We start from the raw sequence: 17242 nt of genomic DNA on the forward strand, positions 1-17242 counted from the left end.
ACCCGGTCTTAAAATCAGCTCTTTTAGTGTAAATAAGACTCCTTAATCAACATGCCAAACACCATGAATCAGATCGTGTTCCATGAAATGAATTAATGAGTAGCGATGAGTGCTTGCTTTTTGCCCGCAATTTGCGCAGTAAGTCCCATAGATTTCCGTCTGACAATTTAAGCAGGAATGTAGATCCGGATGTTTTGAGTTTTCCACTATCAATTATGTCTGTTTTTTATAGCAGTATTAAGTTGACTAACTCTCATCAATATAGGTATCATCACGATCAGGCAAACTGGAACGATAGCCAGTAAATATGCATTCTGTCTGGTAAAGGTTAAATACAATGCTAGGCTTATGGCTACAGTCATTACCAGCGCATATCCTATCGCAACACCTTTCATCAGGTTTCGCTGTTTTTTTAGGGATTCGATATTTTGATCTGAAACTTCAGTTTTCATTCGTTTTTTTTATTGTTAAAGCTTCAAATTTATCAAAATATTATTATATCTCAACATTGAGAGTTAAATTTATTTTACGTTTGCCAAAATCTTAAACAGGTAACAATTTTTCAAAAGAAGACAGGGCTGAATACGGTGAACAAAAACTGGTGAGGCATCATCTATCATTAAACAAAACCATAATTTATTCTTGTGATATTTTAGTTTGGTTCAATAAACACTCAGCTTTCAAGCTTTAGATTATCATTAGACAGAAATGAAACAGCCTTTCGTTTTATAGGTAGAAGCTTTGACGGTGCGATGAAAAAAATGCAAATTGCAGCAAAGTTTATTCAAATGGCAAGAAAAGTAACGGATGGCCCAGTCAGGAACAAGGAACGTACCAAGAAAAATCTGGTCGATGCACTTGGAGAAATTTTAAAAAATGATGGTTTCTCGGGAGTGAGCATCAGTAGGGTTGCTGAGAAGGCAAAGGTAGACAGAAGATTGATTTATGACTATTTCGGTGGCTTAGAGGGCTTGGTGAAAGAATACCTCAATAACAAGGACTATTGGAAAATTAGTCCGGAGGCAATCACTGAGATTGTTGAATCGAGTAAAGTAGATGATGGGAAAGCATTTGCCTACCAGGTTCTGGAAAACCAGTTCAATAGCCTAATGAGTAGCGAGGAAATGAGACGGATCATTACCTGGGGGCTGAGCGAAAAGTCATCTGTTTTAAAGGAATTAGACTCGAAGCGAGAGAATATAGGTGATCAGCTGTTGCGTGAGATCTTCGATAAAACCTTCAATGATAGCGATAAGAATTTTCGGGCAATTTATGCGATATTGATGGGTGGAGTGTATTATCTTACACTTCATAGCAATATGCAGGAAAACCCTTTTTGTGGTATCAACCTCCAAGAGCCATCCGGTCAGGAAGAGATTAAAAAAACCCTCAAAACAATTATCGAGCTTGCGTACACTTGATCCATTGCTGATCAAACCGAATTAACTTTATATTTAATCCTTAAGAATAGGGTTGTAAAATAAATTATTTGGGTTTTAGCTAACCATTATTTTTCCTAAATTCAATGATGGTGTTGAACCTTTTTGAGATTTTATTACTCAACACAATTTTATTTTTGAATCGCTTGGCCTTACCGCCAGTTTTATTTTTTTACCACCACAATCTTACGGATAAGGGCAGCCTGGTTTCCATTGGTTAGCGTGACCACACTTCCGTTTTTCCAATATTGTGCTGTTCCGGATGCTCCAGCGTCACTGTAACCAGCTACGTAAACGTCTGATCCTACCACGGCTATGGATTGACCAAAGGCACTTTGAGGACCATTGGACAGCGCAACTGGCACTCCGTTTTTCCAGTATTTAGCAACAATGGCGTTACTTCCGATAGCTGAGCCAGCAATGTAAACGTCACTTCCACTCACTGCAATAGCAGTACCTCTTACATCGGCAGAACCATCATTGATAAGAACTGGTGCCCCCAGGTTTTTGCTGTAGCGAGTTTGAGACTGCCCTGAACTATTATAGCTTTCAGACCATGCCATATAAAGATCGTTCCCAGATAGTGTCAAGGCCTGATCGCCGGCTGTTCTTGTTTGATCAGAAAGATCGGTTAATTGTCCGTTCTTCCAGTAGCAGGTAATCGGAGTCAGCCAGTCAAGATTTCGTCTTTCGCCTATCACATAAACGTCACTGCCTACAAGGGCAATACCCGATGCAATAGCCTGTTGGTTTTCGTTGGTAAGCACTACCGGCGTTCCATTCTTCCAGTATTTAGCCTGATAGGTTGTTCGCCCGTTGGCTATTTCCTGTCCGGCAATGTAGACATCGTTTCCTTGTATAAAAATATCATTGGCATAAGCGTCTCTAGTGCCATCGGTGAGTGATATTGCTGTTCCATTTTTCCAGTATTTTGCAACATATTTTCCAGCTGCATTAATTTCATATCCTACTATATGCACATCCGATCCGGATACCACCATTGCATTTGCATCAGATGAGCCTGAGCCGCTTCCCAAAGTTATGGCATTGCCGTTTTTCCAGTATTTAGCCACATATCCTTCTCTTCCTGCTGCATAGATGTCAAATGGTGAAGAATCGGGCAGGTCCTCAATGCTTCTTTTTTTACATGAGGTGAAGAGCGTAATCAGTAAAAGGAAAAATAATGCGTTTTGTATCGGTTGTTTCATAAGATGATATTAGTGTTAGTTGAACAGCAATAACTGGATTTGGTTTGGATTATTTTTTTCTTCGATCGACGGTTTCAAGGATGAATTTTTTAATATCATCTTTACAAAACGAAGATTTAGAAATGATACAATCCAGAAAATCTGCTGGCCCTGCAAATCAATGAAATATATATTCTTTCAAGTGTAGCATAAATACATCTGTTCTCGTTTTGATGATAAAATACTAAACCAAAAACCAATGAAAAATATCGCTCTAAAAAACAGTCTTTTATTATTGTTCTTTGTCTCAACTATTTTTCTCAGTTGTAAAAAAGACCTTGGTGTCATTCAACCAAAACCAGTAGATTCTTTTCTTCCAATGCAGGTAGGAAACCTTTGGTATGCCAACAAAGAAAACTACACGGAAATTCAAGATAGCACGCTGATCAATGGTAAGCTGTTCTACAAGTTTTTCTCCTTAATTGGAGGAGATGGCATCAGCATTTCTTATTTGCGTATTGATGAGCAAGGTAAACTTATCGCTAGTGATCCAAAATACCCAGACTTGAGGGTTATACTAGCCGACTTTAACGCAAAAGTTGGGGATGTGTTTTTTACCATGGGGTCTGGTACTGATACCGACCAACAGGTTACCGTTACCGAAAAAACAGATTCTGAAATGCGCTTTTCATTCGATTCCATTTATCATCCGAATTTGAAAGGACATCCTTTTGTGGTTGGTTATATTAAGGGGCAGGGTTTTCCAGGAACCTGGACGAAGCTTCGCATTAACGGTGTTCAAATTAAATAATGAAACATTAAAACGCTCCAGTCAAAATTAAAAATGGCCACAGATGAAGATCTGGGCCATTTTAACTAAGTAATTTTATTATTTATTCTTTCTCAGGTCTGTAAATTCCCCTGCTTTGTTTTTAGAAGTTTTCTTCAGCTTAAACTGATCAAACACTTCTCCAGATGCTTTGTAAGCCGTATAATTCAAATCGTCACCATTTACAGAAATGATTTGGAAGAGCTGCGTATCTTCGGCAAAAACGTCCATCCATTTTGGGTTAACATCCACCTTGTACATCTTCGGTCCAGCTACAGAAACCACATACATTGGTCCGCCCACTTTGCCAGAAGTTCCGAAAGGCAGGTTTTGACCACGACTATAGGTATGATCATGTCCTTGCAACAATAAATCGACATGGTATTTATCAAAGAGTGGTTTAAATAATTCTCTGAATTCCTTATTATCTCGCCCTTTTGCCGTAGAATAAATTGGGTGGTGATAAGTAATCATCGTCCATTTTTTTGGATTATTTTTCAAGACTTCCTCAAGCCACTTTGCTTGCAATTTTAAAGAGGTAGAATCCAGTACAATCATTTGTGAATTGAGCGAGATTACCCTCACATTCGAATAATCTATATAATATACCGATTCTTTTAAACGCTCAGGACCGTTTTCTGGTAGCGTGTATTGCGCCTGCCAATGCGGATCTAAAGTTAACGTACGCTGCTCATCTCTAAAATATTCATGGTTACCCGATGATGGAATACTCGGAATCATCCCATTGATAAAGCCGCCACCAAAGTGCCACTCACCCCATTCATTATCGTTGTTGGATCTGTTGATTAAATCTCCGGCATGAATAATGAAACGGGCATCACCATGTGTGGTAAAGGCCTTTCTAATTACTCTCGACCATTTTGAACGGATATCGTTCTGTGCATCGCCAAGGTAAATAAAAGAAAAGGGCTTGTCTGTAGCTGGTGCAGTTTTAAACTGAAACCATTCACTCCAATTTTTACCATCGCCAACACGATAGGTGTATAAACGATCTGGTTGCAAATCGCTAAAAGTGATGCTGTGATAATTTGCCGACTGGTATTCTTTGCCTTTTAAAGTGGAAGTGACTGCTTGATATTCCTTCGCATCCGGCTTTTCTAATTTTGGCGAACTGCTTTCCAGCAAAATCTGCCCGTAGCCTATACGTACTGTGCTATCTGTTCTCCAGGTAACCGACTGAGTGGTTTTAGGGTCGCCAGACCAGGTGAGAATAATTCGATCCGGAAAAGGGCTTGCGTTAAAATTTTGTGCCTTAACCTGGTTGTAAATAGCAGCAGATAGTAAAAGGCTTATGGATAAGAGAATTTTTTTTATTTTCATTATTGGAAAGGAGTGTATTTGAAGCCTAGGTTGGCCCATGATGAATAATATTTGTGGTCGTTCGGGCGTCCATCACCATAATCGAGTATGATTTGGGCGTTATTGATGTTACTGATTCCCATGAAAATGGAGAATTTTTTGCTGATTTTTTGTGATGCCGAAAAGTCTAACTGCACTCTTCCTTTTTCCATCAAATCATTTGCTTGCACCTCTGCCAGTTCCGAGATAAAAGTATCGTAGAAATTCACAGAAATACGACCAGAGAAACCATACTTCTCATAAGACAAAGAGGCGTTTCCAACCTTTGGGCGCATAGATGGAAGTCTAACTGTTCTTTCGCTAACTATTCCAGGAACAGTAAATTTAGATTGAATTTGGGTAAAGTTACCGTAGATACCAAAGCCATTTAAGAAACCCGGTAAAAAGGTAAGCTGTTGTTGCCAGGCAATTTCATAACCGTAAACATGCGCATTAGCGCCATTAACGGTTTGTGTTACCTGATAGCCATTAAACTGCCCGCCTACCTGGGTGTAAATACTTTCAAAAATGTAGTTTTCTATGTTTTTGTAAAATACACCACCCGAAATTAGACCGAGGGATTTTAGATAATGCTCAAATAAGAAATCAACATTTGTGGATGTCGCTTGATCAAGATTGGGATTCCCGATTTTCATCCGTTTTCTTCGCGGTTCCACTTCCTGCCAAGGTACTAGATCGTAATAACCAGGACGGGAAAGTGATCTGGTTATTGCAGCTCTAAAATTGGTTCTCGAATCCAAAGCATATTTTAGGTTTAAACTCGGGAAAAATCCAGCGAAAGATGATTTTGTGTTCACCTTATTGGTACTCACATAATTACCGGTGTTATCAAAATTTACGATATTTCCATTGTAATTGAAACCGGTGCGTTCGTAACGCAAACCAGCAATAATATCAAACCTATTTAAGGTTAGTTTTCCCATTCCGTAACCCGCGGCCAATGTTTCGTTGCCATTGTAAGTATCTGGGTCGGTGTTCTGACGGATATAGGTGGTATTATCTACAAAAAGTGATTTGTTGTTTTGGTAATATTCTTCTACCAGATAACCATCAGCAATTGCTCCCGAAAGGTTATAATTGCCATCGAAATATTTCTCACGCTCATAGTTTCCGAGGAAGTTGGAAAGCGATAGTGTTCCTGTTTTTAGAGTATATTGATAATAATCTCGGGTATGGTCGTCTTCTTTATACTTGTAGCGTCCTCCAAACTTGACCATCAATTTATTTTTTTCACTCAAATCGAAAGTGCGTTGCAAATTTGCCGATGCCTGACCATCTTTATCGTGGGCAATCTGATGGCGGTTGGTGTAATAGTTTGTTTTATAATTTGCGGCATTGTTGGCGTCTACAACTCCAAAATCAAACTGAGGGGCTCTAGGATTAGATACATCCAGCGCAGCTGAAAGACCTGTATTGCTGAAATAACCATCAAAATATAGCGGTTGATCGTATAAACCGGTGGAATAAGTGAAGTCTACGTTCGCTTTCCAGTTATTAAAATCGGTTTTATAGCCTAATGAGAAACTGGTCAAATCGCGGTTGTAATTTCTAGGCGAACCACTCGAACCAATGTTTACACCGGTTACATGGTTGATATCTGTGTAATCGCCAATGCTGTAACTTTTCGTTCCTCTGGTTTGAAGTTCATAAAACTTATTGAAAGATCCTCGCAGGTAAATTTGGCTTTTCTCTGTAGGGAAAAAATCGAGCTCTGCTTGCAAACCCAGGTTTTCACGTCTTAAATCAGAACCTTCAAGTTCTAAATTAGATAACAAAACCTTTTCCTGTCCATTAATTTCATAAGTATCATAATCTTTTTGAACGCGATCTTCGCCTCTAAAGCTCTTGCTATAATTAACCCCAGCAAGGTATGCCCATTTATTATTTCGCTTTCCGTAGGTGATGGAACCATCGATGTTTTGCTTATCTAATAAGAAATTATGACCGAATGAACCTTTTACCTGAAGTTGTTCCTGGCCCTGTTTTGGTGTTTTAGAAATAATATTTACCGAGCCTGATGTGCCATCAGCATCCATATCTGGGGTAAGCGTTTTGTTCACTTCAATGGCTTCTACCGTAGAAGACAAAATTCCGTTTAAATCTATTTCTCTGGAATTTGTGGAAGTGGAAGGCAATCTGTTACCATTCAGCGTTACCGATCCCATAGATTGATCAAGCCCTCTGATGATGATATTTCGTGGTAATCCGTAGCTGTAATCCATGGCAATTCCAGGGACTCTTTGCATCGCTTCACCGACTGTTGCATCCGGAAAACGTTCAATTTGTTCTTCAGAAAGTACATATTTAATGTTATCTGCATTCCGCATGCTATTTAATGCAACCGCCTCTCCACGTCTAATCCCATTAATGGTGATGCCTTTCATATCGTTATTCAATCCCGAAATTTTTAGCTCAACATTGGTGATTCTTCCATCTTCTATACTTACCGTATATTCACTTGGCGAATAGCCAATATAATTTACGGCCAGCATTGCTTTACCTACAGGCACATTATCGATAATGAAATAACCATTCACATCGGTGATAAATTTTCTGTTGGCGCCTTTTAATACCACAGTTGCATAAGGTAGAGTTTTATCGTTTTCCTTATCCTTAATATAACCCACAATAGATCCGGGTTTTGCAATCTTCCGCACTTGAGGTTTGCTTTTAATCATCACTAACCCATTTTCTTCAATCATGATGAGTGAATTTTTTTGCAATAGTGTTTCAAGAATTATTCTGGCAGTTTTCTGGCGATCGCTAACAGTTACTCTGTTTTCGGTAATAGCAGAATTAACGTAAACAAAGCTTACGCCTGTTTTATGCTCAATTTCTTTAAAGGCAACTTTTAATGAAACGTTTTTCAGTTCAAGGTTTATTTTTCTATCCAATCCGGTTTGTCCATTGGCCGGAGAAGCCTGCAACAGGTTGATAAAGAGGATAGAGGTAAAAGCGTAAATCAAGCTTATTCGCATAATTATTTTCACAGAGCAGCTAGCCCCATTAAAATTTTTCATAAATTTGGGTGTGTTTAAATGTTCGTATTTATTCATATTTCCAGATCAATCGACGGTTCGTGGCCATTGATCGATCCTATTAAGGCCGTTTCCTATGTGGGGATCGGCTTTTTAGTTTCCGTTACATGCTTTTCCTCCTTTTACATAAATAGTTTTGTCGATTTGTTTGATATTGATGTTCATTACAGTTTGTATCGTTTTGAGGATCGTTTTTAAATCCTTATTCTCGAATGTAGCATTGAGCTTACAAGAGCTTTGTTGATACCCTTTGGTGTCAAAGTTTACATTGAACCTTCTGGCTATGGTTTCCAATGCCTCTATTATTGGGGTTTGATCGAAAATAAGCGTACCTCTTTTCCAAGCATCTACATTGGGATTATTTGTTACCGCAGCAAATTGTCCCGTCTGGTTGTCGAAGGAAATCTGATGATCAGGCAGGAGAAAGATGGGAGCCGAAGTTGGCGAACCGCTCTTCAATACGCCTACTTTGCCTGTTTTTACCCCGATTTGTATCTGCTTTTCATTTTGGTATGCCCTAATGTTGAAACTTGTGCCGTATACAACCGTTTTAATTTTACGGCTCTCTACCACAAAAGGTTTGGAGGGTTGGTGTTTCACATCAAAAAAAGCCTCGCCTGATAGCTGAATAATCCTTGAAGAATCTTTTAGCATGTCTTTCTTGTACCGAATTGAGCTACCCGCATTTAGATTTACTTTTGATCCGTCGGGAAGATTAATTTCCAATAGCTTTCCTGCCGCTGCGGTTTGAGTAATGTATGTTGAGGTTTGTGGAATAATACTTTTTCTGTAGAATAAGCTTCCCAGCACCAATAAGGCACCGATGCTGGCAGCCGCCAAACCATATTGCCAAAAAGAACGTGATGTTAATTTCGGAGCAGTGCTGGAATGTTCTGACTCAAATTGAGGTAGTGCTTCACTTTCTTCTGGCATGAGCTGCCCAGTCATTTTCCAGATTTTTTCCACTTCGTTAAAGGTTTTTTGGTGTTCAGAATCTTCTTCAAGCCAACTGTTTAATGCCTGCCGGGAATTGATCGTTTCCGTATCTGTAAATCTTTTGATGATGTTATTCCAAATTTCGTCTTTCATGGTCGTTTGTAGGTGCTCATGATGAAAGACAAATTTGAAAGCAGAAAATACGGGTTGGCTAGATTAAGCTTCTGTTAACTGTTCGTTAAACAAATGTTTAGCATGTTCGTGGATAAATCTCATGCTTTTTGCCAGATGATCCTCTACGGTACGGTGCGAAATCTGCAGGAGTTCTGCAATTTCTGCGTAACTAAAACCCTCTATCCTGTGCATCCGAAAAACCAGTTGACGCTTTTGTGGTAACTGCGAAATGGTTTTTTGCAGAAAGTTCATTTGTGCAGATTCGGAAGGTGGAAATGCTGCCGGTTGCGAAAGATCTGAAAGAACCGCTAATTCCTGGCTCTCCAGGTATTGAATTTTTTTCCTTTTATTGCTGGAAATTTGATTGAGTGCGGCATTTTTAACCGCCTTAAACAGATAACCCTTGATGTTTTCGATCTCGTTTTTCTGGCTATTGAGTTGTAAGAATACATCGTTGACAATACTGCTAGCCTCTCCGGAATCGTTAAGATAATACTCGGCATAACCGCGAAGCAATATCGACCAGCGTTTATAGAGCATTGCTAAGTCGCCAGAATGATTGTTCTGGTGCTTTATTTGCCAATTTTTTAAAGAATTTTCCACCAGGTGCTTGTCGGCACAAAGATGCCTGCGAAGTATTACCAGGATATTAATGCAATGTTATCTGTTTGGCTTTTTAGATGGATTGAAATTTGGGAATTGTTGGTCATCAGGCTAAAACATGCGTAGCATCAATAAAACTCTCAATATGGTTTTCAAGAGCTTAAGGTTTTTCAATGCAAAGAAAATATAGACAGTTAAATTAAAAAATATCAAATCTGCCATTAGCTATTGTTTGGTTACCTAATTACTAACTATGATTTGTTATCCGCCAAATATTTTATTTCGGTTCAAATATCGTTTTAACAGTATCAACCTTCAGTCTTTCTTTCAGCCAAGAACGTATGCGGAGCTGGTTTGTAGCTGTAGGTACTTTCGATACTTCGGCGCTAAAAAGTGTGAGTGTATCTTTAATTGGTGTATCCAACCGGTTGATTATAACGTGAGAAAGTACGTAGCTCTTGATTTCGGGAAAAAGGGGAATCAATTCGGCCCTAATCTCCGGCAGCGGCTGAGAAAATTTATCAATTTTGACAGTTTTACCTGGTTGTTGTTCCTTTTTAAAAACATCTTCCATAATACTCGCCTTTATTTGTGAAAAATCAATTTCTTGCCGGGCGTTAAGTCCCTGTCTTATTTTTAAGTTTGTTCCTTCCAGCTTATACTTTTTAAGATTCCCTTTTAAAGTATTTATAAGTTGTTGGGGAAGTTCAGCACCAATTAACAACAAGTCTATCTCTTTTTCGCCTTTTGAGTAACGAAGATTTCGGTTAATCACCTGAGTTGTTTTGAAATTAAACTGTTCACGAATGAAAGTCTGCGCATTGCTTTCAAAAATACTTTTTTGGACAATGCCATAAGCGAGATAAATGCTTGGAATAATAGTGACAAGAACACTGATAAGGATATATCTCGATACTTTTTTCTCTACCCCTGGGTCTTCAAAATGTTTTTTATCGAACTTTAAAAACCGTACAATAAGATAAGTAGAGATACAGATAAAAATACTATTGATAAAAAAGAGATAAAGCGCACCAAAAAAATAAAGCCAATTACCCATTGCAAGGCCGTAGCCAGCTGTACAAAGTGGCGGCATCAGCGCCGTTGCTATTGCTACGCCAGGTATCACATTACTTTTCTCTCTCCTTGTGGCGGCTATAATTCCTGCCAGTCCTCCTGTAAAAGCAATGAATACATCCCAAATAGAAGGAGTGGTTCTGGCTAGCAGTTCGCTCTGCGCCTCGTGTAGCGGGGTAATATAAAAATATATTGTTGAAGTAATAATGCTAATGATCGTGGCAATGAGTAAGTTTCTTCCTCCCTTTTTAACCAGTTCAAAATCATTAGTTCCAATCCCAAGGCCAATACCCATTATTGGACCCATGAGTGGAGAAATCAACATTGCGCCAATAATAACTGCTGTAGAATTCACATTAAGCCCTACAGATGCAATAATGATCGCAAAGATAAGTGTCCAGAGTGGGCCACCTACAAAGATGGAGTTTCTTGAAATCGAATCCACCACTTCACTTTCATTGGCCTTATCAATGTGCAAATTGAAGCGTTTCGCGATGAAAATTTTTATCGCTCCTCTTATATCGTCACTTTTATTTTCCATATTATATTAATTGTTTATTATAAGGGTTTCAATCTTCGCCCGTTTGGTTCATCTCAAGTATGTAAATTATTTTGTGTTTGCAATATTCAAATTTTTCATGGTGATCATTCAACCTCATTAATATTTTGAACTCTTACACCGGGCATGCGACGAAAAATATCATGCATATATTTTCTATGGTTTGCACCTGCAAATACTACCACTTTTTTAATACGTAAGTTTTAGTGCTCTAGATTTGAACGAAAATGTTAGGAGTAAAATGAATACATATTTCATGTTTAAATTTTTGCGGGCCAAAGGTTAAAATGATACAAAGAAAGTTGAATTAATAGCGGTATAGTTGGTCGATGGTATCTTCAAGCGATAAGGCTTTTGAGTATGCACAACAATAGTTTGGAGCGCTAAGAACACATAAAAGAGAAACAGTAGACTTAATTTTTCCATAGCTGTGGAGTTAAAGATAAGAAACTTCGAAGCAAAGAGATTTATTGTAAACCAACTTTCTAACCCCTGTAGGTTTATTATTTTCTAAACTATGTTGATAAACACTTTTCTTTATGCTAAATAATTTAGTAATTTTTGCCTTATGAATTTCAAGGCAGCAACAACGTTAAAAGAATTAAAAATCGGGAGTGAAGTGGTCGTGATTAGTGGTGTTAAAGGTGAAGAAGGATTATATCGAATTATGATTAATCAATCTTTTAAAGGTTACATACAAAAAAGAATGGGTGAATTTTACCGCGTCGACGGTTCTAGCATCCACGATCTTATCTTCGCAAGGATTGCGAATTTTATGATGAGTGAATAATGTTTCTTAGCCAGCGTTTTCATCAGCTGATGAAGGGACAGCTTCAAATATTTATTCCTTAAGGTAAATATTAATCACTTTATCCAAATCGTGATGGATGATCAGGCAAGTAAATATTGATCACTATTCAGCTTGACTGTGAAAGAGGCTGTATCATAAATAAAAAATGTTATCCTGAGCTTGTCGAAGGGCTTGCGAAATATGCTTTTTGAGGCGTTTCGACAAGCTCAACGTGACAAGATTCAACGATAAACTGATTTATGAGACAGCCTCTTCAGTTAGAAAAAGATTTTTAAGTACTAATTGCCCGGATCTTTCACCTTTTCCACTACATCCTGGATGTTTTGCGGTAAGCTAGAAAGCAAGTTGTAGCTTGTAGCAGCTTCGATGTCTCTTACGGATACAATGTAATCCTTCCAGCTTGCACTGGTGCTGTTGATGTTGGGTGTATTGATGGCGATTACCCTGGTTGAAAAAGTTACATGGCGTTTAAAAGTTTTGATAACTGTTAATTTGAGATTGTAAATCCATCCGCTTTATTAAGGAGTTTCGATTGATGAGGTATCATAAATACATTTTATCTTTACGCAAAACGTAGCTGCGGTTTATGGACGAAAATGTCATCAATGCTTTAACTGAACTTGTTGATTTTGATCAGGAGGAACTTCTTCTTTTTATGAAACGCCTCAAACGGCGAAATGTAAGGAAGAATGAATTTATCTTGAGTACCGGAGATATTTGCAAGTCTATGGTAATTATCAATCGTGGTGGATTGCGATATTTCACCATCACTGAAAAAGGCGAACAAAGCCATTGGTTTGCTTTTGAAGGCGAGTGGCTTGGTGACTATGAAAGCTTTTTGACGCGGCAACCTTCGGCCAGTTTTATCCAGGCCCTGGAAGATACTGAAATTTATTGCCTGAGCTATGACGATATGCAGGAGCTTTATTCACTGGGTGCCAGGTTCGAGCGCTTTGGAAGATTGATCGCCGAAAGCCTTTTTATCAGTATTGGGCGATCCCGGTATGATCTTGCCAATTTGTCTGCAGAAGAGCGATATCTTAATCTTATTAAAGCCTACCCAAAAATATTGAAAAGAATACAGATTCAACATGTGGCCACCTACCTGGGCATACACCCTCAAAGTTTAAGTCGAATCAGGAGAAATATCGCGGGCAGGAAACTCTAAAACGTCGACCGGAAATAAGTAACCTAGGTTATTTTTGGATGCTTTTCTTTTAAGCAATTTTGCCCCAATGAAAACATTGTTGAATTTAATCAGGCATCGCCAAAGTGCCACTAAGTTATTGTTTTATTGTGGTGTTATTCACCTGCTGTTGGCCCTGTTTTTCCTGATCCTATTGCCCTTTGAAAACCGGGTAGTGCTGGGCATCAATTTATGGATCAAGCCACTTAAGTTTGCGCTTTCCATAGCCATTTATTCGCTTACCTGGGTGGTATTGCTGGGTTACATTGAGGGAGAGAAAATTAAAAAATATTTTGTCAGGTTTACTGTTTTCGCAATGAGCTTCGAGATGCTGTGCGTTGCCACTCAGGCGGCGAGGGGCGAGCTTTCTCACTTCAATCAGGCAGGCACCTATAATATCATATTATATGCGTTGATGGGGGTTGTCATCGTTTTACAAACAATATTTTCGCTCGCTTTATCAATCCGGTTTTTTAAACCGTTATCATCAGCATTACCCGAGACCATGGTTTGGGCCATTAGATTAGGGTTACTTACCTCTATTTTTTTTGCTTTTCAGGGTGGCTTTATCGGTCAACGGATGGCGCACACCGTTGGCGCTCCTGATGGTGGGCAGGGAATTTGGTTTTTTAACTGGAGCATAAAGCATGGAGATTTAAGAATAGCACATTTTTTTGGCTTACACGCTTTACAACTTTTGCCTGCCTTCGTCTGGATCTTCAAAATCAAAAACAAAGTTCCAGTCATCGTTTTTGGGTTGTTTTATTTTGTTTTTGTAAGCTTGCTTTTTTATTATGCCTTGCTCGGTAATGGATTCGCATAAAGAATTATAAAGTCTTGTTTTGTTATTGAAACAAAAAAGAGACAATCGTTATTATCGATAGTTGGAAGATAATTGAGTTTAATATTTTTATATTCGAGCAATTGCTAAAACGATTGATGTGATTTTATTTGCTATCAAGCCTATATTTTCCACCAAGCTTTTTTAACCTAATCAAACTAACCAGGCATCAAATAGCTGGATCAAAACGATGAATAAATTTATAATCAAACTAATTCTTCTTTCGTTCATACTCACGCTGACAATACAAGTTGTTGCTGCAGCAGAAATAATTGGTCTTCAATGTGATCATTTGGTGCGGCCCATCGGTATTGATAATCCAGAGCCAAGGCTATCATGGAAGATGAATGACGATAGAAGAGGCGCTTTGCAATTAAGCTATCAAGTTATTGTGGGCACCGATTCGCTTAACCTAACGGGGAAGCTCAACGTTAACTTTGATTCTGGTAAAATATCGTCAGGCAGCAGCTTAGTGGTTTACAAGGGGAGGGCTTTGAGGCCGTTTACAAAGTATTACTGGAGGGTTTTGGTAGCTGACAAAGATAATAAATTGGTTTCGTCAACGATCTCGAGTTTTGAAACAGGTATGATGGGGATGGAAAACTGGCGAGGTACCTGGATTAGCGACAGAAATGATGTTGATACCCGACCGGCACCTTATTTCAGAAAAGTCTTTAATTCTGGTAAACAAATCAAATCGGCTAGGGCTTATATTGTTGCATCGGGTTTGTACGAGCTTTATTTAAATGGGGAAAAAGTAGGTAATCATCGTTTAGATCCTATGTATACCCGTTTTGATAGAAGAAATTTATATGTGACTTATGATGTTACATCACAGCTGAAACAGGGAAAAAATGCGGTGGGTGTGTTGCTGGGAAATGGCTGGTACAATCATCAGGCATTAGCGGTTTGGAATTTTGATAAAGCACCGTGGAGGGCCCGGCCGACTTTTTGCCTCGATCTTCGGATTACTTACACCGATGGTTCAACTGATGTAGTAACCTCGGGTAATGATTGGAAAACGAGTTTGAGCCCCATTATATCAAACAACATTTACACCGCCGAACATTATGATGCCCGCCTGGAACAAAAAGGCTGGAACACGATTGATTTTGATGATTCGAAATGGAAAGGTATCACTTTAAGAGCTTCTCCTTCCCGAAACATTGTGGCTCAAAGCATGCATCCCATTCGGAACGTGGAGGAAATAAAGACAAGAAAACTACGCAAATTTAGTGATACCACCTATCTTTTTGATTTGGGAAGAAACATCGCCGGCGTATCAAAACTAAAAGTATCAGGGCCAGAAGGAACAGCAATTCGGTTAAAACATGCAGAAAGGTTGGATTCGAGTGGTCGTGCAGACTTATCTAACATCGATGTTTATTATCGCCCTAAAGATGATAAAGATCCCTTCCAGACCGATATTTTTATTCTAAAAGGCAGTGGCGAAGAAGAGTTTATGCCCTTATTTAATTACAAAGGTTTCAGGTATGTTGAGGTTACCTCCAGCAAGGTTATTAAGTTGGAAGAAAAAAGTTTAGTGGGTTATTTTATGCACAGCGACGTACCTGCGATAGGCAAAATTTCATCATCAAATCCATTAATTGATAAAATTTGGTGGGCAACAAACAACTCCTATTTATCGAATTTATTTGGCTTTCCAACGGATTGTCCTCAACGGGAAAAGAACGGATGGACGGGCGACGGGCACTTTGCTGTAGAAACGGGCCTGTACAATTTCGACGCCGTAACGGTTTATGAGAAATGGATGGCTGACCATCGCGATGAGCAGCAGCCAAACGGCGTTTTGCCAGATATTATTCCAACAGGTGGATGGGGTTACGGCACTGCAAATGGGACGGATTGGACCAGCACTATTGCCATCATTCCCTGGAATATTTACCAGTTTTATGGCGATACTAAAGCGCTTGCAGATAATTATAAGAACATTAAACAGTATGTAAATTACATCAACAGCACAAGTAAGGATGGTTTAACAAGTTTTGGAAGGGGAGATTGGGTACCCGTAAAATCTACATCGAACCTGGAGTACACTTCATCGATTTATTTTTATGTTGATGCTGATATTTTGGCAAAAACGGCCAAACTGTTTCATCACCAGAATGATTATTTAACCTATAGCGCATTGGCGGCAAAAATAAAAAAAGCCATCAATGATAAGTACTTCAATTCGGAAACAGGAATTTATGGTTCGGGTGTGCAAACAGAATTGAGCATGGCTTTGCAGTGGAATATAGTAGCTGATACCGATCGACAGCGGGTTGCCGAAAATTTGGCAAAAAGAGTAGCTGCAGATGGTATGCACATAGATGTTGGAGTTTTAGGGGCTAAAGCGGTTTTAAATGCGCTAAGCGATAATGGACAAGCCGAAACGGCTTACAAGCTGGCAACGCAGGATACTTACCCGGGCTGGGGATGGTGGATTGTAAACGGTGCGACCACTTTGCTCGAAAACTGGGATATGAAAGCCACAAGAGATATTTCTGATAACCATATGATGTTTGGTGAAATAGGCGCCTGGTTTTTTAAAGGGATTGGCGGAATCAAAATTGATGAAGAAAATCCTGGGTTTAAAAATATTCTTTTACGACCACATTTTGTTTCGGGTTTAGAACATTTTACGGCCAGTCACGAGAGCCCTTATGGCACCATTTTATCGTCATGGAAGCGGAATGCAAAGGGTGTTAAGTATGAAGTTAAGGTTCCGGCGAATGCTACAGCTAATGTTGAAATTCCTGTTATCAATGGAAAAAAAGTATACTTAAATGGAAAGCTGATTGATAATAACATTAATATTTCAGCCGGTAGCTATTTTTTCGAAGTGAGGTAGAATGTTGTTGCCCATTGCATTATACGATTTAAAAAGCTTTCAAGGAGACAACTTGCAACCATTCTTTCAAAAACATCGTCTGATCCATAAAGTTCTGCGGTTTTGCTTTGATTGTTTTAAAATAGCTGAACACTGATTAATCTTTTGAGTAAGTATTGATGAAAAAAATTTTGTTGCTGGTATTTGTTTTAAGCGCTTCTCTGAATTTAAGGGCTCAGAAAAAGACAAGCCAGGATAGTATTGCGATATTTTATAAGGAAGTTTTTTCTGCCTTGAAAAAGAAATACTTACACAAAGGAAGCGTAGATTGGTCAGCAGTTGAAGCTGAAAC

Annotated in this window: 13 protein-coding genes; 6 read left to right on the forward strand and 7 right to left on the reverse strand. The window is 38.8% G+C overall.

The features are described 5' to 3' along the window. Positions 1 to 209: 209 nt before the first annotated feature. On the reverse strand, positions 210 to 452 hold the full coding sequence (locus ASE92_RS08320) for a hypothetical protein (protein WP_056849643.1): 243 nt from the start codon (positions 450 to 452) through the stop codon (positions 210 to 212). A gap of 336 nt (positions 453 to 788) precedes the next feature. Here ASE92_RS08320 and ASE92_RS08325 point away from each other — a divergent pair, with 336 nt between their 5' ends. Next, positions 789 to 1421 carry a TetR/AcrR family transcriptional regulator gene (locus ASE92_RS08325; RefSeq protein ID WP_056850024.1) on the forward strand — a complete coding sequence of 211 codons (633 nt, stop codon included), beginning with the start codon at positions 789 to 791 and terminating at the stop codon, positions 1419 to 1421. Between the two features lie 182 nt (positions 1422 to 1603). On the opposite strand, the gene ASE92_RS08330 is transcribed toward ASE92_RS08325, so the two are convergent. Beyond that, on the reverse strand, positions 1604 to 2647 hold the full coding sequence (locus ASE92_RS08330) for a hypothetical protein (protein ID WP_056849644.1): 1044 nt from the start codon (positions 2645 to 2647) through the stop codon (positions 1604 to 1606). Between the two features lie 238 nt (positions 2648 to 2885). On the opposite strand from ASE92_RS08330, the gene ASE92_RS08335 reads away from it, so the two are divergent. Continuing rightward, positions 2886 to 3437 carry a hypothetical protein gene (locus ASE92_RS08335; RefSeq protein WP_056849645.1) on the forward strand — a complete coding sequence of 184 codons (552 nt, stop codon included), beginning with the start codon at positions 2886 to 2888 and terminating at the stop codon, positions 3435 to 3437. A 78-nt stretch (positions 3438 to 3515) separates the two neighbouring features. On the opposite strand, the gene ASE92_RS08340 is transcribed toward ASE92_RS08335, so the two are convergent. From ASE92_RS08340 to ASE92_RS08360, 5 genes are all read right to left on the reverse strand, one after another. Then, on the reverse strand, positions 3516 to 4796 hold the full coding sequence (locus tag ASE92_RS08340) for a metallophosphoesterase family protein (RefSeq protein ID WP_235527323.1): 1281 nt from the start codon (positions 4794 to 4796) through the stop codon (positions 3516 to 3518). Then, positions 4796 to 7855, reverse strand: coding sequence for a TonB-dependent receptor (locus ASE92_RS08345; RefSeq protein WP_056849647.1), 3060 nt, complete (start codon positions 7853 to 7855; stop codon positions 4796 to 4798). The genes ASE92_RS08340 and ASE92_RS08345 overlap by 1 nt, the downstream gene beginning before the upstream one ends. A 111-nt stretch (positions 7856 to 7966) precedes the next feature. Next, positions 7967 to 8962, reverse strand: a complete 996-nt coding sequence (locus ASE92_RS08350) for a FecR family protein (RefSeq protein WP_056849648.1) — start codon at positions 8960 to 8962, stop codon at positions 7967 to 7969. A 63-nt stretch (positions 8963 to 9025) separates the two neighbouring features. Then, positions 9026 to 9586, reverse strand: a complete 561-nt coding sequence (locus ASE92_RS08355; RefSeq protein WP_056849649.1) for a sigma-70 family RNA polymerase sigma factor — start codon at positions 9584 to 9586, stop codon at positions 9026 to 9028. A 277-nt stretch (positions 9587 to 9863) separates the two neighbouring features. After that, positions 9864 to 11201, reverse strand: a complete 1338-nt coding sequence (locus tag ASE92_RS08360) for a TIGR00341 family protein (RefSeq protein ID WP_056849650.1) — start codon at positions 11199 to 11201, stop codon at positions 9864 to 9866. 586 nt (positions 11202 to 11787) lie between these two features. On the opposite strand from ASE92_RS08360, the gene ASE92_RS08365 reads away from it, so the two are divergent. The 4 genes from ASE92_RS08365 to ASE92_RS08380 all read left to right on the forward strand — a co-directional run bounded on the left by ASE92_RS08365 (position 11788) and on the right by ASE92_RS08380 (position 16911). Then, positions 11788 to 12009 (forward strand): hypothetical protein, encoded by a 222-nt coding sequence (locus tag ASE92_RS08365; protein WP_056849651.1) that lies wholly within the window; start codon positions 11788 to 11790, stop codon positions 12007 to 12009. A 607-nt stretch (positions 12010 to 12616) separates the two neighbouring features. After that, positions 12617 to 13198 (forward strand): Crp/Fnr family transcriptional regulator, encoded by a 582-nt coding sequence (locus tag ASE92_RS08370; RefSeq protein WP_056849652.1) that lies wholly within the window; start codon positions 12617 to 12619, stop codon positions 13196 to 13198. Between the two features lie 67 nt (positions 13199 to 13265). Beyond that, on the forward strand, positions 13266 to 14039 hold the full coding sequence (locus ASE92_RS08375; protein ID WP_056849653.1) for a hypothetical protein: 774 nt from the start codon (positions 13266 to 13268) through the stop codon (positions 14037 to 14039). Between the two features lie 208 nt (positions 14040 to 14247). Next, entirely contained in the window at positions 14248 to 16911 is a 2664-nt protein-coding gene (locus ASE92_RS08380; protein WP_082454984.1) for an alpha-L-rhamnosidase, read from the forward strand. The last annotated feature ends 331 nt before the right edge of the window (positions 16912 to 17242 follow it).

Origin of the sequence: Pedobacter sp. Leaf41 (assembly GCF_001422545.1) — a bacterium.
Lineage (GTDB): Bacteria > Bacteroidota > Bacteroidia > Sphingobacteriales > Sphingobacteriaceae > Pedobacter.